The sequence below is a fragment of the Kitasatospora sp. NPDC101155 genome, from assembly GCF_044768305.1.
Lineage (GTDB): Bacteria > Actinomycetota > Actinomycetes > Streptomycetales > Streptomycetaceae > Kitasatospora.
Window position 1 is genome coordinate 59,859 of sequence record NZ_JBIWPN010000033.1, and the last position, 16,631, is coordinate 76,489.

Here is a 16,631-nt window from a genome sequence, read left to right on the forward strand (position 1 = left end):
CAGCAGGGCCCGGTGGCGATCGGCGGATCGTCACCGGGCCCTGCGCTCCGGATCAGCGGTACTCGCGCAGCCGGGGCCGCATCCCCAGCGCGACGAGGCCCAGCGCGACCGCCAGCGCACCGCCGGCCAGGGCCGCCGTGGTGCCGTCGAGGTCGCTGTCGGTCTCGGCGACCGCCGTCTCCATCGCCTGTCGGTTGATCGTGATGGTGTCCCCCATGGCCGTGCTCAGTTGCTCGAACTCGTAGTTGGACTGGCCCTTGGCGAGCCCGGTGTTGAGCGTGATCGCGTCCTTGAGCTTGCCCTCGTCGCGCAGGTCACGGATCTTGTGGTCGGTCAGCTGGTAGTCCTGGAAGGCGCCCAGCACCCGCTCGGCGGCGTCCCGCTCGCCGGCGAAGGTGAGGTTGTTCAGCTCGCTGCCCAGGTACCCGCCGAAGGGGACCTTCCCGTGGTTCGACCGGTACCGGGTCACGGCCTCCTGCAGCCGGTCGTCGTAGCTCGCCAGGGTCACGCCGTCCAGGTGCACGATCGCCTGGCTCTGGTCGAGGTAGGCCTGCGCGTACGTCGTCGCGCGGGTCGGGTCGGTGAGGTACCGGCTCTCGTCGGCGTTCATGTCGTACGCGACGGCGCGGGCCCGGCTGAGCGCTATCACCGAGTCGTAGGCGTCGCTCTTCGCGGTCACCAGGTGGTCGTCGGCGCGGCCCACCAGGTACAGCCCGGCGGCCATGACGATGCCGGTCAGCAGGGTGACGGCGGCCAGCGCCGGGTTGAACACCCGGTGGTAGCGCACGAACAGGGCGCGCTGGAGCCCGACCAGCGCGGCGAGGGCGAGCAGACCGACCGCGAACACCCACCACCAGCCGGAGCCCATGGCGTCGCGCTGCTCGCCGTACACCCGGTCGACGGTGGCCTGGTTGGCGGCGGTGACCTGGTCCGCGGCCGGCAGCAGCTGCTGGCGCAGCAGGTCGGTGGCCTGCCGGTAGGCGTCCAGGGCGGCCGGCGAGGGCTGGCCGGCCGGGGCCTTGGCCTGCTCCTCCAGCAGTTGGGCGCGGGCCACCAGGACCTCGTAGCTGCCGAGCTTGCCGAGCACCAACTGGACGGCGCGCTGACCGGCCGGATCGGCGGTGGCGGCCTCGGCGGCCTGCTGGAGGTCGTCGTCGGCCTGGGTGCGGCGCTGCTCGTAGGTGTCCAGGGTCTGCTTGCGCAGCGTCGCGTAGTCCGGGTCCGCGCCGACCAGCAGCAGGTTCGCGGCCTGGGCGTCCATGTCGCTGAGCGCGAAGTAGAGGTCGGCGGCGCGGGTGGCCTGCGGGGCGGCCCGGTGGCCGATGGTGTCGGTGCCGTCACGGACGCCGCCGAGCACGGTGGTGGCGGTGGCGCCGAGGCCGATCAGGGTGGCCAGGCTCAGCGCGGTGAGGCCTCGGACCAGGCGCGGGGTGGTCCAGTAGGACCGGCTGCCGACCGTCCGGAGGCCCTGGCCGAGCCGGGCCAGGGTGCCGGGCAGGCCGCTCGGTCCGGCCGGTTCGGGGCCGTCACCCCCTTCGTCGGCCGTCTCCCCCGAGGTGGTCTCCCGGTGCGCTGTCGAGGTGGTCATGACCGTACGTCCCTTTCCCCCGCTGCACGGTCTGCCAGGGGTTTCCTACTGAAACCGAACGCAGAACCGTTTCTCTCCGCCGGGCGAGGCTAGTGCCGCGCCGCCTGCGATGAGACGCCTCCTGACGCCTCCTTGACACCGCCTGGCGCCGATCTTGACGCTTCCTTAGCGCCGTCGCGGCGCCCGGCGGGGTCAGCCCTGCGAGAGATGCCGGTGGATCGGTCAGCTCTGGCCGGCCTACGCGGTGTTCGCGGATCGGCGGCCGTCGCGGGCCCCGGTCCTCGCGGAGCCCGTTCGGGCCGCGGAAGTTCACGCGCCCGGCCCCGCCCGGGCCGGGACGGCGGCAGGGCGGGGCGCGGTGCGGGCCGTACTCCCCCCCCCGGCGGGGAGGCGCGGAATCAGCGCACGGCGATGACGGCCACGGCGCCGCGAACCGGCGGCCGCTCACGCGGCGGACGGTCGTGGTGGCGTACCGGGCGGTTCATACGGCTCATCAAACCCACCCCGGTCCACCGGGGCAAGCACCGCACCGGCGCCCTGACGAATCCCTGACGTACCCGGAACACCCGTGAGTCCGACCGCCGAACGCCGCGCGACGACCGGGGGCTGGTCCGACTTCGGCCCGCACTACCGCACTCCACGGCTCCCGCCGGCCCGATGCGGCCTCAACAGGCCGACCGGAGCGGCACGTTCGTCCTGGTGAAGCGGCTACGGCCCGCCTCGGACACCACTACGCTACGTGTCATGAGTTCTTCGGAGACGGCCCCCGGGCGGGGCACTGCGGTGGTGATCGGCGGCGGTCTGGCCGGGGTGGTGGCGGCCTGGGCGCTGCGGGGCAGCGCCGAGCGGATCGTCGTGGTGGAGCGGGACCGCTACCCGGACGAGCCGACGTTCCGGGCCGGGGTGCCACAGGGGCGGCACGCCCACCTGGTGCTGGAGGCCGGGCACCGGGCGTTGGAGGAGATGATGCCCGGCATCAAGCAGGAGCTGTCGGCCGCGGGCGCGCACCAGGTCGCCGTCTCGGGCGATCTGAAGTGGCTCAGCTCGGCCGGGTGGATGGCCGACTACCCAGCCCGCTTGGGCTTCCTCTCCTGCACCCGGCCGGTGCTGGACAAGCTGATCCTGGACCGGGTCCGCACCGAGCCCTCGATCGAGTTCCTGGAGGGCACCGACGTGGTCGGGCTGCTGGGCTCGGCAGGGGCGGTGACCGGGGTGAAGGTCCGCGAGCGCGGGCCGAAGCGCGGCTCGGAACGCGACGCGGAGCGCGACCCGGGGCAGAACTCTGGTCGCGGTGAAGTCCGGGACATCCCGGCCGCGTTGGTGGTCGACGCGTCCGGCCGCTCGACCTCGGTACCGAAGTGGCTCGCCGAACTGGGCTGCCGCCCGGTGCCCGAGGAACGAGTGGACGCCGGCGTGGCGTACACCTCCCAGCTGTTCCACCGCCCGCCCGGGGTCGACCTCGGCTACCAGGCGATCTACCTGCAGACCAAGGCACCGGACAAGCCGCGGATGGGCGTGCTGCTGCCGGTCGAGGGCGACCGCTGGATCGTCAGCCTGGCCGGGATGCGCGGCGCCGAACCCGAGCCCGGCGAGGAGGGCTTCACCAAGCACCTGGCCCAACTCCGCGACCCGGGCCTGCGCGACGCGCTGCGGGACGCCGAACCGGCGGGCGAGGTGCGCGGCTTCCTGCCAGGCCCGGGCGTACGGCGTCACTACGAGCGCGGCGGCCCGGAGGGCCTGGTGGTGGTCGGCGACGCCGCGAGCACCTTCAACCCGGTGTACGGCCAGGGGGTCACGGTCTCGCTGTTCTGCGCCCAGGCGCTGCGCCGCACCGCGCTGCGGCACGGCGGCATCGGCCATGCCACCGCGCGCGACGCGCAGCGGGAGATCGCGGCGGTGTCCAAGAACGCGTGGATGATGTCCTGCGCCGAGGACGTCCGCTTCGCCGCCACCACCGGCGGGCCCTCCGGCGCCCTGATCAGGATCCAGCACCGCTTCCTGGACCGGGTGCTGGCCGGCGCGACCCGCAACCCGGAGGTCACCGAGGCCTTCCACGAGGTGCTCTCCCTGGTGGCACCGCCCTCGCTGTTCTTCCGCCCGTCGGTGCTGGCCGCCGTACTGCGGAGCTGACGACCGCGAGGCTGGCGGCTGACGGCCGCGGAGCCGCTGCCGCTCACGGGGTGAGGTGCGCGGCGACGTACGGCAGCGCGACCTGCTCCAGGGCGCGCTGCCCGAAGGCCGGGTGGACGTTGACCTCGAAGACCACCCCGCCGCTCTCGGCGGCGAGGTCGACGCCCGCCAGCTCCAGGCCGAGCGAGTCCGCCGCGGCGATCGCCAACTTCGCCAGTCCGTCCGGTAGTTCATCAACCTCCAACAAGCTGGAGATCGCGCCGCGACACTCGTTGCAGGGCGCGTCCGGGTCCGCCTGGACATGCTCGGCCACCCGGACCACCCGACCGTGCAGCACCACCACGCGGTACTGGTGGCGGCGGCCGTCCGGCAGGAAGTTCCGGGCGTCGCGGGCGATCAGCCAGTCCGTCCCGGCCGCGGCGTAGTACTGTGCCGCGGCGGCGAGTTGGGCCGGGGTGGTGACATGGAAGACGTCCTCACCGCCCATTCCCACGCAGGGCCGGGCCCAGACGTCACCGCCGAGCCGCTCGAACGCCTCGGCGGCGACCTCCGGGCTCGGCCGGGAGAGCACCACGCTGGGCATCTGCGGCACGCCGTCCCGGGCGAAGCGAGCGACGGTGCGGTCCTTCTCGGTGGCCGCCCGCCACGCCTCGGGGTCGGTGCCGAGCGAGCGGGCGCCGTACGCGCGCAGCCGCCGCTGGCAGTCGGCGAAGGCGCGGCGCCGGTGCGGCGGGATCTCGTAGACGACCACCGCCTCGGCGGTGACGGTCCGTCCGTCCGCCGTGAGCCGGAGCCCGCCCGGGCCGTCGGCGTCCATCCGGCCGCTGCCGCCGTCCATAAAGTGCCGGGCGTCGAGGTGGACGGGCGCGCGGCCGGTCAGTGTCCGTACAGCGGTGGCGAGGATGTCGCGGCTTCCTTCGGTCGAACTGTGATCGGTCAGGAGAACGAGTTCGGATCGGCCCATACGGCCATGGAAGAGGCCCCGGTCCAGTCCGGCAAGACGGCCCCGCGCGCCACGGTGACCGAAACCGTGGCGAAGGAACGGGCGGATGGTCCGGGTACGGCCGGTGAATCCGCCGTCCGGGGCGGCCCGTTCGCTTCGCCGGAGGGAATGCGGCCGGTTAATTCGGATGCGCCCGTTCCGACGAGCAGCTAGCTTGGCCGCATGTCTACGCCCCGAATTTCCTAGCTGACGGACCCATCTCCACGCCACCCGTGTGTCCGCTAGCCGTTTCGGAGCGTTATCCCATGATCACCACCCGTGGTGTCGACGTGCGCGTCGGCGCCCGTCTGCTGCTGTCCGACGTCACCCTGCACATCGCCCCCGGCGACCGGATCGGCCTGGTCGGCCGCAACGGCGCCGGCAAGACCACCCTGCTCGCCACCCTCGCCGGGCAGCTGCCGCCCGCCGCCGGGACAGTCACCCGCACCGGGCCGGTCGGCTACCTCCCGCAGGACCCCCGCGCCGCCGACCCGGCCGTCACCGTCACCGACCGCATCCTGTCCGCCCGCGGCCTGGACACCGCCGTCCGCGCGCTGCGCGCCGCCGAGGAGGCGATGGCGCTGGCCGGCTCCCCGGCAGAGGAACGCCGGGCGATGGACGCCTACACCCGGGCCGAGGCCCGGTTCCAGTCCCGGGGCGGTTACGCCGCCGAGGCCGAGGCCGCCCGGGTCGCGGCCGGGCTCGGACTGCCCGCCCGGGTGATGGACTCCCCCGTCGGCACGCTCTCCGGCGGCCAGCGGCGCCGGGTCGAGCTGGCCCGCATCCTGTTCGCCGAGCACGGCACCCTGCTGCTGGACGAGCCCACCAACCACCTGGACGCCGACTCGACCGCCTGGCTGCGCGGCTTCCTCGCCACCCACCAGGGCGGGCTGGTGCTGATCAGCCACGACCTCGGGCTGGTGGAGGAGACCGTCAACCGGGTCTTCCACCTGGACCCCGGCCGCGCCACCATCGACATCCACAACACCGGCTGGCGGGCCTACCTCACCCAGCGCGCGGCCGATGAGCGCCGCCGCGCCCGGGAGCGGGCCAACGCCGAACGCAAGGCCGCCGCCCTGCACGCCCAGGCCGACCGGATGCGTGCCAATGTCGCCACCGCGACCACCGCCCGCAGCATGGCCCGCCGCGCCGACCGGATGCTCGCCGAGCTGGAACCCGCCCGGCAGGCCGAACGCACCGCCCGCATCCGGCTGCCCGAGCCCGCGCCCTGCGGCCGGATGCCGCTCGGCGCGATCAGCCTGGCCAAGGCGTACGGCGGCCGGCCGGTGCTGACCGGCCTGGACCTCGCCGTCGACCGCGGCAGCCGGCTGGTCGTGCTCGGCCTCAACGGCGCGGGCAAGACCACCCTGCTGCGGATCCTGGCCGGCCACGAGACCCCGGACTCCGGCCGCGTCGTCCCCGGGACGGGCCTGCGGCTCGGCTACTTCGCCCAGGAGCACGACACCCTGGTCCCGGCGCTCAGCGTCCACGACAACCTCGCCGAGGCCGCGCCCAACCTGACCGACGGCGAACTGCGGCACGTGCTCGGCGCGTTCCATTTCCGCGGCGACGACGCCGACAAGCCGGCCGGCGTCCTGTCCGGCGGCGAGAAGACCCGCCTCGCCCTGGCCGGTCTGGTCCACTCCGGCGCCAACGTGCTGCTCCTGGACGAGCCGACCAACAACCTCGACCCCGCCTCCCGGACGGAGGTCCTGGCGGCGGTCGGCACCTACCCGGGCGCGATCGTGATGGTCACCCACGACCCGGGCGCCATCGAGGCCCTGCGGCCCGACCGCGTCCTGCTGCTGCCGGACGGGGACGAGGACCTGTGGCACGACTCCTACCTGGAACTGGTCACGCAGGCCTGACGCCCGTTCCCGAGTCCCGTTTCGGCCCGCCGGACCTCCCCCGGCGGGCCGAGCAGGTGGTCATGGATCAGGTCACCGCGTTCGGCCTGGGTGAGCAGCGGCAGGCCTGTCAGCTTGACCGTGGTCGGCAGCGGAGTGGCGAGCAGTACGTCGAGGTCGCGGATCTGCTGCCGCAGGTCCTCGGTGTCTGGCTCAGCGCCACCGTCGAGCGCCCGGCACTCCCCGGCCAGCTGCTCGGCAGCCTTCTTGGTAGCCGTACAGATCTTGTGTGCGGGTCTTCGCGCGGAAGCAGAATGCGGCGCCAGCGGCGAGGAGGCCGATGCCGATGGTGAGGCGGCTGGCCGGCGTGACGGTGGGCGTCGAGCGCACCTGGAGACAGACTCCAGCAACGAAGAGGGTCATGCACAGAGCGGCGAGCATGACGGTGAACATCCCCGTCACGGTCCAGCGTCAGCCCCGGGTCCACTGGTTGAGGGTGTTCAAGGTGGTGGCCATACCGGGACCGCCTCGTCTTGCTCGCGCAGCCGGTCACCCGGTCTCGTGATCAGGGTGTGTCCGGTGAACTTTGTACAGACCCATGCCCTGACCGGGGGCGGCGAGGTTCGCGGTGGTTCGGCGCGCGGAACGACCCGGCGCGCTGAGACGAACGCCGAGTAGGCCGTTCCCACCGCGTGGTGGGAACGGCCTACTCGGCGTTCGTCAGGAGTGCGGGCGACTGTGCCGGGCGGTCACGTCGATCAGTACCTTGCCGGGGAAGTCCGCCCTTCCCGCGGCGATGTCCATGACCCGGTGCGGGAATTCTTCGAGGGTGATCCGCCGGGAGGTCAGCTTTTCCAGCGGGAAGTCCTGCGGGTGTTCGGCGTGCAGCCGGAAACCCTTCTCGTAGTCCTCGCGGAAGCAGCCGTAGGCGCCGGACAGTTCGAGCCGCTTCCCCTGGTGTGTCACGGACTCGATGCGTTCGCGGCGGCGGATGGTGTCGAGGTCCGCTGCGCCGGTGGGGAAGGTGTCGCCCGCGCGGGTGCCGCCGTAGACGAACAGGACGGCTCCGTCGGCCGCCAGGCCGGCGGCGGTCTCCAGGAGCTCGGTGGTGGCGATGGTGGGGGCGACGATCACGATGTCGTACCCGCCCCGGTGGGCCGCCGCCTCGGCATCGGTCAGCGGGTGGATCTCGTGGTCGGCGAGGATCCCCTGCTGCCGGGCGAAGGCGCGGCGCGGCTCGCCGCGGTTGAAGACCGCGACCGGGGCGCCCAGGTGGCGGGCGTACATCGCGAACATCAGGCCCGCGCAGCCGGCCCCGATGATGCCGACCCGCTTGCCGAGGGCGGGCAGGCCGGTGAGGTCGAGCAGCTTGTCGAGGGCGTGCACGATGCAGGCGAAGGGCTCGGGCATCCAGGGGGTGTCCCGGATGTGCGGTTCCGGGACCCGTACCACGGCCTGGTCAAGTTGCTTCCCGGTGCCGTGGACGAGGACGTACTCGGCGAAGCCGGTGGTGCGGGTCGGGGTGATGTTGGGGTTGAGGGTGACCAGTTCGCCCGGCCGGAACCCGGTGCGGTCCCCTGCGAAGGCGATGGTGCCGACGAGTTCATGGCCGAACAGCGGGCCGCGGTCCGCCATGACGTCGCGGGAGCCGTGGATCTCCTTGGCGTCGGCGCGGCAGATGCCCAGGTGGTCGGGTTTGATCACGACGGTGTCGGGGCCGAGCTCGCCGTGCGGGAAGCGGCGGGTGCCGAGGCTGACCACGCCGTCCCTCAGGGTGGTGGTCGCGTAGGTGGTCGGGAGGCCGGACACGTCAACTCCTCGGGTGGGTTCCGGCGGCGTGGGTGCGGGCGTGGGCATGGCCGCGGGCGCGTTCGACGTCCAGGGTGAGACGGGCCACGTCGCCGTCGCGGTAGTCGTTCTCGAGGACCAGCACCTCGGGTGCGCGGCCGTGGGCGGCGAGCGCGGCGAGCGCCTGACGGACCGGGCCGTCGCCGTCCCCGAGAAGGTCCTTGACCACCACGCCGCCTGTGCCGTCCTTGAGGTGGACCTGCGGCGCGATCCACTGATGGGTCGCCTCGATCACCGCCAGGACGTCGACGCCGACCGTGTACGGGTTGTAGGTGTCGAGCAGCAGCCGGAAGGCCGGGGACGCGACCTCCTCGGCCAGCAGCCGGGCGCGCTCCGGGTCCAGGACGTTCTCGCTGGCCAGCAGCAGCCCGCGATCCTCGGCCTCGCGCGCGGCCCAGGCCAGGACGGCCGTGGTGCGCTCCAGGTCCTGCCGGTCGCGGACGGCGCTGCGGCGGAAGCTCGGGACGAACGCCAGCGGCGCGCCCAGGGCCAGGGCGGTGTCGAGCACCCGGACCAGGACGCGACGGGCGCGCAGCCCGTCCCGGCCGTCCTTCGGCGCGTGGAGCCCGATGTCGTTGAGGGTGTTGCCCGCGACCGCAAGCAGTCGCACGCCGTGCCGGGCGCAGTCCTCGCGGAGCCGTTCGACGGTTCCGGCCGCGTCCAGCCAGGGGCCGCGACCGGGGCCGCCGAGGTCGAGTTGGAGGCCCTCGGTGCCCACTCGGTGGGCCAGTTCGACCGCGGCGAAGTGGTCGCCCGGCAGCCGCCAGCCGGCCAGTCCGACCAGCGGGAAGGTCGTCACGAGCCCGCACCCGAAGGGATCCTGCGGCTCTGCGAGACCGGCAGCCGCTCGCCCACCGGGTACCAGGCGCCGTCGCCGTCGACCACCAGGTGGGCGCCGTGCAGTCCGGCCCCGGCCGTCGCCGCCAGCTCCCGGGCCAGCGGGGCGAAGCCGGCCGGCCGCATGTAGTCGCTGTAGTCGAAGCCGTCCGGGCGCCGGCGCCGGATCCCGGGGGTGTCGACCATGCCGGCCGGGAGGGCCTGGACGACGCGCAGCGCCTCGGCGCCGGGGGCGTCGGTGCTCTCCTCCTGGGCGAGGGAGTCGAGCAGGGCGGCGCCGGCGGCTTTGGAGGCGGCGTAGCCGGAGCGCCCGGGGCCCGCGTTGTAGACGACCTCGGAGGAGATCCCGAGGAACACCCCCGGGGTGTCGGTGCGGCGCAGCGCCGGGACGGTCCGGGAGAGGGTCAGCCAGAGGCCGTGCAGGTTGACGTCGATCTGGCGGCGCCACTCGGCCTCGGCGCAGTCGCGGAACAGTGTGCGCCGGTCGCCGTAGTGGACCGCCGAGTAGCAGACCGCGTGCAGGGGCCCGGCGGTGGCGAGGGCCAGGCTCCCGGCGACCTGCTCGGCGTCGGTGAGGTCGGTGGCCGTCCAGCGGAGCCGGTCGGCGCCGGGCCCGGTCGGGGTGGACCGGCTGAGTACCGTGACGTCGAGCCCTGCCTCGGCCCAGGCGTCCGCGACGCCGCGGCCGATACCCGTGGACCCGCCGACCACCAGCGCGCGGCGGCGGGGCTGAGCGTGTGCTGTCACTGAGTCTCCTGAGCTGACGGCGGTACGGGGGCGAAACGCACCGCGAGTTTGATGAGCCGGCTCCCGGCCACGGTCCGGCGGTCGCTGACGGTCAGGTCGTTCATGATCCGGGCGGCTTCCGGCAGCCCCACGACGTGGGTCACCAGGGCGCGGTACGCCGCCGGGTTCCGGCTCAACTCGGCTGCCGCCTCGACGAGATGACCGTTGCCGACGCCGCGGTGGCCGGTCAGCCGGACGGGTCGGCCCCGGGCGGTGGCCACCTGGGCGAAGGCGGCCGGGACGGGATGGCCGGCGCAGTTGGCGGCCCGGACAGCGGCCAGGTCGACCCCGGGCAGCGAGGCACTGGCGGCACCCGGCGGGAGACCGCCGAACACGTCGACGGTCAGCTCGCCGCCGCTGAGGCGCAGCGCGGATTCGAGGGCTCCCAGGGTGGCGTCGCGCGGGGTCGCGAGCAGGGCCGCGACCGGCTCCGCGCCGAGCGGGCCCGGTTCCCGGTCGAGCAGCAACTCCACGCCGGGCACGGCCTGTCGGGCGCTCCAGGCCACTCCGGTCGGGGTGTGGTGGACGAGCAGGACGCGGGCGACGCCGTCGAGCCAGCGGCGGGCGGCGCGGACGGCGAGCTGCCCGATCGTGCCGTCCCCGTACACCACCAGGGTGCGGGGGCGGGCCGCGGCCAGCAGGGCGAGGGCGTACCGGACGGCGGCCAGCGGCTCGATCAGGGTGCCGAGCACCGGATCGGGGGCCTGCGTCAGCGGCACCACCAGGCCGTCCCGGACGGCCGTCGCGGGGATGAGGGTGCGCTCCTGGAGCAGGCCGTCGACGTTGTGGCCGAGCAGGAAGGACGGGTCGAAGCGGTGGGTCGGGTTGACCACGACGGGCGTGCCCGGGCGGCGTAGGGCGTCGGGGACACCCGGGCCGGCGGCGACCACCCGGGAGATGCCCTCGTGTCCGATCACCGCGGCCGGGTCGTCGCGCAGCCCGCGCAGCATCTGGATGTCCGTACCGCACAGCCCCGCCACCTGGGTGGCCACCAGCAGCTCACCGGGGGCGGGCTGCGGGGTGGGGCGCAGGCGCAGCCGGACGCCTCCGGCCTCGCGGACCAGGGCCCGGTGGTCGGGGACGGCCCCGTCGGCCGTCCTCATGCCGGTACTCCGGCGGTCGCCGCGATGCCCGCGCCCGCCAGGCCGTCGGCCTCCCCGGGGCCGGCGACGGTGATCCGGCGCTCCAGCCAGTCGGGGGTGCGCTCGCTGGTCAGGTACAGGCCCTCGCGGGTGAGGTGGCCCATCAGGGCGCGCCGGTAGTGGTGGCCGAGACCGTGGACCACTCCGCCGGTCAGCACCGCCTCGTCGAGCTCTGGGTCGAGGCAGAGCGCGGTGCGCAGCACGGCGGCGACGGGGGCGGTCACCGCGTCGAGCAGTTCGGCCGCCAGCTCGTCCCGCTCGTCCAGCGCGTGGCGCAGCGCCGTCTCGAAGCCGGTGCCGTCGGCAGTCGTCAGGTTGAGTCGGGAGGCCGCCCAGCGCTTGGGTTCGCGCCGCCGGAGGGCCTGTGCCATCCGCGCGATGCCGGGGCCGGAGGCGTAGGCCGCCAGGTGTCCCGGCTTCCCGCAGTCGCAGGGTAACTCGACGGGTGCTCCGGCGAGTTCGGCGCCGACCGGGAGGTGGCCGATCTCGCCCTGGAGACCGCAGCCGTCCACCGGGATCCGGCGCTCCCGCTGGTCGATGACCCGGCAGGCGATGCCGGAGCTGATGGTGGCCAGCAGGACCTTGCGGTGTCCGCCGCGCTCGGCGGACGCGGCGGCGTGCAGCAGGGCGGCGGTGACGTCGTTGACGATGTGCCACCGGACGTCGCCGCGCCGGGCGGTCAGCGCCGCGCGCAGGTCGTACGGTTCGCTGTGCTCACCCCAGAGCGGCGCCGAGGCGTAGACGATGCCGGAACGGTGGTCGAGCGCGGCGCCGAAGGAGATGCCGACGACGGCGGCCGGTGTCTCGGGGACGCCCTCGCACAGCTCCCGGACCATCATGTCCCGGAGCTCGGCGACGGTGGCGGCGGGGAAGCGCTTGAAGCTGGGAGAAGGGCGCGCGGTACGGGCGCTCAGGCCGCCCTCGCGTGACCATTCGGCCCGGCGGATGTACGTCCCGCCGACGTCGAAGACGGTGGCGGTGGTGGCGGCGGTGTCGGTTGTGCCGGCGGCGGTTCCGGCGGTGTCGGTGTCGGTTGTGACGACGGTGTCGGCGGTGCTCATACCGCCGCGCCGACGAGTTCGCTGTTCGCGGCCGCCGTCCAGGAGTCGACGAACTCCAGCGCCCGGCCGAGTTCCTCCGGGGTGAGGTCGTTGGCGAACACGACGGAGCCGATGCCCCGGGTGAGCGGGACGCGCTGCAGTCCGTCGCGGTGCCTGACCGCGTCGGCGAGCGCCTCGGTGAGCAGCTCCCGGGTGAAGACCGGGTGGGAGACGGGGAGCCGGAAGCCCTGGAGCAGTCGCAGTGCCCGGTCGACGTCGTGCTGGGAGAGGTGGCCGCGCAGATGGGCGAGGGCGAGGCAGATCGCCATGTCGACGGCGACGGCCTCGCCGTGCAGCAGCGGCGGGTCTGCGCGCAGTTCCAGGGAGGGGCTGAAGGTGTGGCCGTAGTCGACGGAACGTTCCAGCACCTGCTCCCAGAGGTTGGGCTCCAGTTCGTCGAGCATCCCGGAGATCGCCCGGGACAGCACCTCGCTGATGGCCGAGCCGCAGCCGGCCAGGGTATTGGGGGTGATGGAGTCGACGGTCGACTCCAGGAGGTCGAACAGCACGGCGTCCTTGACCAGCGCCATCTTGATCACCTCCGCGATGCCGTTGGCGACGTGGCGCGGGTCGATGGTGCGGAGGAACTCCGGGTCGATCAGGGCGAGTTCGAGCGCGAAATAGGCGCCCAGGCGGTTCTTGTGGTGGCCGTGGTTGATGCCGGTCTTCACGCCGATCCCGGCGTCGATCTGGCCGACCAGGGTGGTGGGGACGCGGACGTAGGGGACGCCGCGGCGGTACATGCTCGCGGCGAAGCCGACGATGTCCAGGACCACGCCGCCGCCGACGGCGACCACCTTCTCGGCGCGGCGCAGGATGCCCATCCGGGACATGGCCTCGGTGACGAGGACGGCCTGCTCCAGGGACTTCGGTCTCGCACTACCCGCTGCCCGACTCCCGGTACCTCAGCCTCTCCGCCACCCGCCACCGGCACTCCGGCCGGGAGCCGGCGGGCGCCCGGGTGGACCTGGAGCAGGTGCTCGCGGCCTTCCCGGAGATCGGCTACGCCGCCCGCAACATCCTGACACTGGGCCGCAACTGGCGAGCCTGGACGGTCCCCGGCCGGAACGCCTCGTCGGCATTGGCACGCAGCCGGGTCGCGCTGGTGGGCGAGACCGCGGACCCGGCGCGCCCACTGAAGGCGTCCGGCCTGCACCACGCGCTGGAACGGGCCGTCGGACTGGGCACCTCCTGGGACGCCTCGGGCGGGGACGTCCGGAGCTGGCTCGCCCACTACGACGCCCGACGGGCCGCCCGGGCACCGGAGATCCCCGCAAGGTGCGGGGCCGGGCACCGCTAGGTATAGAACTGCCGGACGTTGGCGACACCCCGGCCTCGTGCCCGTCCCGCAGCCGGCGCCGGCAGGTCGTGTCCGAGCCGAAGCCGAGCTCCTGCGGCAACCACTCCCACTGGATGCCTGTGTGCAGCACGAACAGGATCCCCTGCGAGCAGCCCCGGTCGTCCAGCGGCGGCCGGCCAAGCTTCCTGAGCCGCTGCTACCGCACCGGCCGCTCGATTCGGTCGCCCGCAGCACCCTGGTCGCCGCTCCCGTCCAGGCCCCGGATCTCCGGCGTGAGCCCGTCCTCCGGCCCCGAGGCGGGCGGCACGAGCGTCACCCTCACCGGCTCCGGGTTCACCGGCGCGACCGCCGTGAAGCAAACCAGCGGACGGGGGCGCGCAGCGTTTTCCTTACGCCGTCCATATGGGTGCTTCGGAAACCTTGATGCGGCCCTGATATCGATGTCATGCGCCTGAGACCACAGGTTGTCCCGAACGTTTCGGTCCGTGCGGAAACCGCTGCCCTGGCCCTCATCCACCGCTCGGCGTCCGGCGTCCGGACACGCCTCGGCCCCTGTGACCCGCCGTCCGCACAGCCGGACAGCGGGCCTCAGGGGCCGAAGGGGTGCACCCGGTGCCGGTGGCACGCGGCACCGGGTGGGTCTACGGAGTCAGCTCTACGCGGCCTTGCGGCCGTGGTTCGCCTTCTTCTTCCGCCGGGCCTTCTTCTTGCGGGCGCGCTTGGACATCGTGCTCTTTCTCTTGATCGTCAGGCTGGGGCGTCGGGTTGGTGCGGTTCAGACGGCCTGGCCGGCCAACTGGTCGGCGAGCTTGGCCAGGCGCTTCAGCGATCGCTCCTCCTGGGCGGCCGCCGCGGTCGGCGCGATGACGCCACCGTCGAAGTAGGCGCCGTTGGCGACGACCGTCTCGGGCAGGCAGAGTTGCACCACGGCCGCCGCGCCCTCGGCGGCCGGCGCACCGACCCGCCCGTACAGCGGCAGCAGCGCGGTGTCGCACAGTCCCGGGTTGAGGGAGACGGCGGTGATGCCGGAGCCGGCCGGGGCCATGTCGGCGGTCGCCATGGTCAGCGCGAGCTGCGACTGTGCGTACGCGGCGACCCGCGAGTACTTCTTCACCCGGTGCGGGTCCGACCAGTTCATCGACGCGGTGCGGTGCAGCGAGGAGGAGACGTTGACGATCCGCGCGTCGCCGGCCGCCGAAAGCGGGGCGCGCAGCAGCTTGGAAAGCAGGTGCGCGGCGAGGAAGTTGACCTGCAGTGAGACCTCGTTGCCGTCGTCGGTGAGGATGCAGCGCTCGGGCGCCATCACGGCGGCGTTGTTCACCAGCAGGTCCAGCGCCGGGTAGTGCTTGACCACCGTGCCGGCCAGCACGGCGACCTCCGACAACTTGGTGAAGTCGGCTGCCAGCTCAACGAGTTGGTCCCGCCGGGCGCCCGCGTCGACCAGTCGGGCGACGGCCGACTCGGCCTCGGCGGTGGTCCGGGCGTGCACCAGCACGGTGGCACCGTGCCCGGCGAGCAGCCGGGCGGTCTCCCAACCGATGCCGGAGGAGGCGCCGGTGACGAGGGCGGTACGGGCGGACAGAACAGCGTCGGACATGACCCATCCAAGGGTGGAAGGCGCCGGCGGGGGTGCGGAGGCAGCGCGGCACGAAGCCACACGCCTCCGGGGCCGCCGGTGCGGAAATGATGTGATGCGAGGAGAGCGCTCGCCCGTCCCTGGCCTTCGGAGCCACTCAGGACAGGGACGGGCGGCAGTGATCGGCACGGGCGACGACGAACGGAACCGGGCCCGTGCGCGCGGCCGGTGACCGGCGGGAAGGAGCTCGGTCCTACCGGACGGCAGCGGCGACCGCGACAGCGACGATCCGCGGCCGACTATGCGGCGGGCGGTCGTGGTGGCGTGTCGAGCGGTGCATGTCCCCCATCAAAGCCTGCCGGGATGTCCGGGGCAAGCCCGTTCACCCTCCTTGATGAACCCCTGACGTGCCGACGACGCCTCGTTGATGCTCGTGCTCAAGCCCCTTTGCGCTTCCGGCACTCGCCAAGGACGGGCGGGGGCAGTTCCACGCCCCGGACCGCTTCCTGCCCCTGCTCGGCCGCACCTTCACCCACCTCACCCCGTGGGTCCGCGTGCTGCACGTCCACACGGAGCGGCCCCGGCCGGTCTCCCGGCACACGGCGGCCTGGGTACGCCCGCTGCACGCAGCCGATGAGGCCCGTCTCGACCGCTTCGCCCGCCGCGCCACCGCTTCCACACAGCGCGCCGTCGGCCCGCACTGGATCACCGAGACCTGGGGCGGCCATCGCGCATTCGCGGCGAGCGGCGTCGAGGCGGCGGGCTTCCGGCCGGTACGCCAGGAGGTGGTGTACTGGGCGGGCCCGGCCCTTCCCCGCTGACGAACACGCGTCCGGCAACACGTCAGGGAGCTGTCGAGGCTGCCACGCCGCACGCCAATCCACCGTCAAGACACCTACGCCTCGCGAGAGACCGGCACCGTCACCCACGGCAACCACCGGGCCTCAACCGACATGACGCTCGGACCCCTCGCCCATCGAGAGGCGTTCGATGCGGATCGCCCGGCGCGGCAAGGCGGCGGGCAAGGAAAGCATCAGGGCGGCAGCGGTGAAGAGGACGAAGTGCTCGCTCTCGATCCCGGCCCCCGACCAGCCGAGCTCGGCGTGGCGGTGCTCGGCGAAGGCGTTGCAGCACAGCCAGGCGGACATACCTACTACCGGCGCGGCCAACGGCCGGGAGAAGGCTCCGGCCAGTGCGGCCAACCCGGTGTACGCGATGTACGGGACCCAGCCGGCGTGAAGCTCGCCCACCCAGCCGAGCCCGAGCGCGAGCGCACCGCCGGCGACCAGGGCCACCGTGCCGGACACCGCGACCGGCAGGCGGTCGAGGACGGGGCGGTAGCGACGGCCGCCGGGGCGGGCGGAGTACATGCGCATGGTCCCGTCCCAGCTTTGCCGCAAGCCTGTTCGACGACAGCCAACAGGACGACCGTAGGCCGACCGCCTCGCCTTGACGGAATCCTGACGCTGCCACCCGAAATCACAACGCGATCTTG

16 protein-coding genes and 1 pseudogene are annotated in these 16,631 nt (G+C 73.5%); 5 read left to right on the forward strand and 12 right to left on the reverse strand.

Annotation, left to right across the window (positions count from 1 at the left end):
- Nucleotides 1-52: 52 nt before the first annotated feature.
- Nucleotides 53-1,588, reverse strand: coding sequence for a hypothetical protein (locus tag ACIRYZ_RS33810; protein WP_402951821.1), 1,536 nt, complete (start codon nt 1,586-1,588; stop codon nt 53-55).
- A gap of 744 nt (nt 1,589-2,332) precedes the next feature.
- Here ACIRYZ_RS33810 and ACIRYZ_RS33815 point away from each other — a divergent pair.
- Complete coding sequence (locus ACIRYZ_RS33815) at nt 2,333-3,718, forward strand: NAD(P)/FAD-dependent oxidoreductase (RefSeq protein WP_402951823.1); 1,386 nt, start codon at nt 2,333-2,335, stop codon at nt 3,716-3,718.
- A gap of 43 nt (nt 3,719-3,761) precedes the next feature.
- On the opposite strand, the gene ACIRYZ_RS33820 is transcribed toward ACIRYZ_RS33815, so the two are convergent.
- Nucleotides 3,762-4,682 (reverse strand): RimK family alpha-L-glutamate ligase, encoded by a 921-nt coding sequence (locus tag ACIRYZ_RS33820; RefSeq protein ID WP_402951825.1) that lies wholly within the window; start codon nt 4,680-4,682, stop codon nt 3,762-3,764.
- Between the two features lie 284 nt (nt 4,683-4,966).
- Here ACIRYZ_RS33820 and ACIRYZ_RS33825 point away from each other — a divergent pair, with 284 nt between their 5' ends.
- The gene (locus ACIRYZ_RS33825) at nt 4,967-6,568 is read left to right on the forward strand and encodes an ABC-F family ATP-binding cassette domain-containing protein (RefSeq protein WP_402951826.1); all 1,602 of its coding nucleotides are present in this window, start codon (nt 4,967-4,969) and stop codon (nt 6,566-6,568) included.
- Nucleotides 6,569-6,760: 192 nt separating this feature from the next.
- On the opposite strand, the gene ACIRYZ_RS33830 is transcribed toward ACIRYZ_RS33825, so the two are convergent.
- From ACIRYZ_RS33830 to ACIRYZ_RS33860, 7 genes are all read right to left on the reverse strand, one after another.
- Entirely contained in the window at nt 6,761-7,000 is a 240-nt protein-coding gene (locus tag ACIRYZ_RS33830) for a hypothetical protein (protein ID WP_402951828.1), read from the reverse strand.
- Between the two features lie 267 nt (nt 7,001-7,267).
- Nucleotides 7,268-8,356 (reverse strand): alcohol dehydrogenase catalytic domain-containing protein, encoded by a 1,089-nt coding sequence (locus ACIRYZ_RS33835; protein ID WP_402951830.1) that lies wholly within the window; start codon nt 8,354-8,356, stop codon nt 7,268-7,270.
- A gap of 1 nt (nt 8,357) precedes the next feature.
- Nucleotides 8,358-9,194, reverse strand: a complete 837-nt coding sequence (locus ACIRYZ_RS33840) for a sugar phosphate isomerase/epimerase family protein (RefSeq protein ID WP_402951832.1) — start codon at nt 9,192-9,194, stop codon at nt 8,358-8,360.
- Nucleotides 9,191-9,979 (reverse strand): SDR family NAD(P)-dependent oxidoreductase, encoded by a 789-nt coding sequence (locus ACIRYZ_RS33845; protein WP_402951834.1) that lies wholly within the window; start codon nt 9,977-9,979, stop codon nt 9,191-9,193. The genes ACIRYZ_RS33840 and ACIRYZ_RS33845 overlap by 4 nt, the downstream gene beginning before the upstream one ends.
- The gene (locus tag ACIRYZ_RS33850) at nt 9,976-11,121 is read right to left on the reverse strand and encodes an alcohol dehydrogenase catalytic domain-containing protein (RefSeq protein ID WP_402951836.1); all 1,146 of its coding nucleotides are present in this window, start codon (nt 11,119-11,121) and stop codon (nt 9,976-9,978) included. Before ACIRYZ_RS33850 ends, ACIRYZ_RS33845 begins: the two co-directional genes overlap by 4 nt.
- Nucleotides 11,118-12,221: an ROK family protein gene (locus ACIRYZ_RS33855; RefSeq protein WP_402951837.1), complete on the reverse strand. Its 1,104-nt coding sequence runs from the start codon at nt 12,219-12,221 to the stop codon at nt 11,118-11,120. The genes ACIRYZ_RS33850 and ACIRYZ_RS33855 overlap by 4 nt, the downstream gene beginning before the upstream one ends.
- Nucleotides 12,218-13,123 (reverse strand): sedoheptulose 7-phosphate cyclase, encoded by a 906-nt coding sequence (locus ACIRYZ_RS33860; RefSeq protein WP_402951870.1) that lies wholly within the window; start codon nt 13,121-13,123, stop codon nt 12,218-12,220. The genes ACIRYZ_RS33855 and ACIRYZ_RS33860 overlap by 4 nt, the downstream gene beginning before the upstream one ends.
- 98 nt (nt 13,124-13,221) lie before the next feature.
- On the opposite strand from ACIRYZ_RS33860, the gene ACIRYZ_RS33865 reads away from it, so the two are divergent.
- Entirely contained in the window at nt 13,222-13,560 is a 339-nt protein-coding gene (locus ACIRYZ_RS33865) for a hypothetical protein (RefSeq protein ID WP_402951839.1), read from the forward strand.
- A 25-nt stretch (nt 13,561-13,585) separates the two neighbouring features.
- Here ACIRYZ_RS33865 and ACIRYZ_RS33870 read toward each other — a convergent pair.
- A pseudogene (locus ACIRYZ_RS33870) lies at nt 13,586-13,756 on the reverse strand (transposase); the annotation flags it as partial.
- Here ACIRYZ_RS33870 and ACIRYZ_RS33875 point away from each other — a divergent pair.
- Nucleotides 13,674-14,015, forward strand: coding sequence for an IPT/TIG domain-containing protein (locus tag ACIRYZ_RS33875; RefSeq protein ID WP_402951872.1), 342 nt, complete (start codon nt 13,674-13,676; stop codon nt 14,013-14,015). The pseudogene ACIRYZ_RS33870 and the gene ACIRYZ_RS33875 sit on opposite strands and share 83 nt — an antisense overlap.
- A 320-nt stretch (nt 14,016-14,335) precedes the next feature.
- Here the strand turns inward: ACIRYZ_RS33875 and ACIRYZ_RS33880 are convergent, their stop codons facing one another.
- Nucleotides 14,336-15,157, reverse strand: a complete 822-nt coding sequence (locus tag ACIRYZ_RS33880; protein WP_402951841.1) for an SDR family NAD(P)-dependent oxidoreductase — start codon at nt 15,155-15,157, stop codon at nt 14,336-14,338.
- Nucleotides 15,158-15,690: 533 nt separating this feature from the next.
- On the opposite strand from ACIRYZ_RS33880, the gene ACIRYZ_RS33885 reads away from it, so the two are divergent.
- On the forward strand, nt 15,691-15,957 hold the full coding sequence (locus tag ACIRYZ_RS33885; RefSeq protein ID WP_402951842.1) for a hypothetical protein: 267 nt from the start codon (nt 15,691-15,693) through the stop codon (nt 15,955-15,957).
- A gap of 123 nt (nt 15,958-16,080) precedes the next feature.
- Here the strand turns inward: ACIRYZ_RS33885 and ACIRYZ_RS33890 are convergent, their stop codons facing one another.
- The gene (locus tag ACIRYZ_RS33890) at nt 16,081-16,512 is read right to left on the reverse strand and encodes a hypothetical protein (RefSeq protein WP_402951844.1); all 432 of its coding nucleotides are present in this window, start codon (nt 16,510-16,512) and stop codon (nt 16,081-16,083) included.
- Between the last annotated feature and the right edge of the window lie 119 nt (nt 16,513-16,631).

Coding starts and splice junctions, on each gene's coding strand:
- ACIRYZ_RS33875 (WP_402951872.1), top strand. CDS start 13,674: ATGCCTGTGTGCAGCACGAACAGGATCCCCTGCGAGCAGCCCCGGTCG.
- ACIRYZ_RS33825 (WP_402951826.1), top strand. CDS start 4,967: ATGATCACCACCCGTGGTGTCGACGTGCGCGTCGGCGCCCGTCTGCTG.
- ACIRYZ_RS33810 (WP_402951821.1), bottom strand. CDS start 1,588: ATGACCACCTCGACAGCGCACCGGGAGACCACCTCGGGGGAGACGGCC.
- ACIRYZ_RS33890 (WP_402951844.1), bottom strand. CDS start 16,512: ATGCGCATGTACTCCGCCCGCCCCGGCGGCCGTCGCTACCGCCCCGTC.
- ACIRYZ_RS33855 (WP_402951837.1), bottom strand. CDS start 12,221: ATGAGCACCGCCGACACCGTCGTCACAACCGACACCGACACCGCCGGA.
- ACIRYZ_RS33820 (WP_402951825.1), bottom strand. CDS start 4,682: ATGGGCCGATCCGAACTCGTTCTCCTGACCGATCACAGTTCGACCGAA.
- ACIRYZ_RS33850 (WP_402951836.1), bottom strand. CDS start 11,121: ATGAGGACGGCCGACGGGGCCGTCCCCGACCACCGGGCCCTGGTCCGC.
- ACIRYZ_RS33880 (WP_402951841.1), bottom strand. CDS start 15,157: ATGTCCGACGCTGTTCTGTCCGCCCGTACCGCCCTCGTCACCGGCGCC.
- ACIRYZ_RS33830 (WP_402951828.1), bottom strand. CDS start 7,000: ATGTTCACCGTCATGCTCGCCGCTCTGTGCATGACCCTCTTCGTTGCT.
- ACIRYZ_RS33815 (WP_402951823.1), top strand. CDS start 2,333: ATGAGTTCTTCGGAGACGGCCCCCGGGCGGGGCACTGCGGTGGTGATC.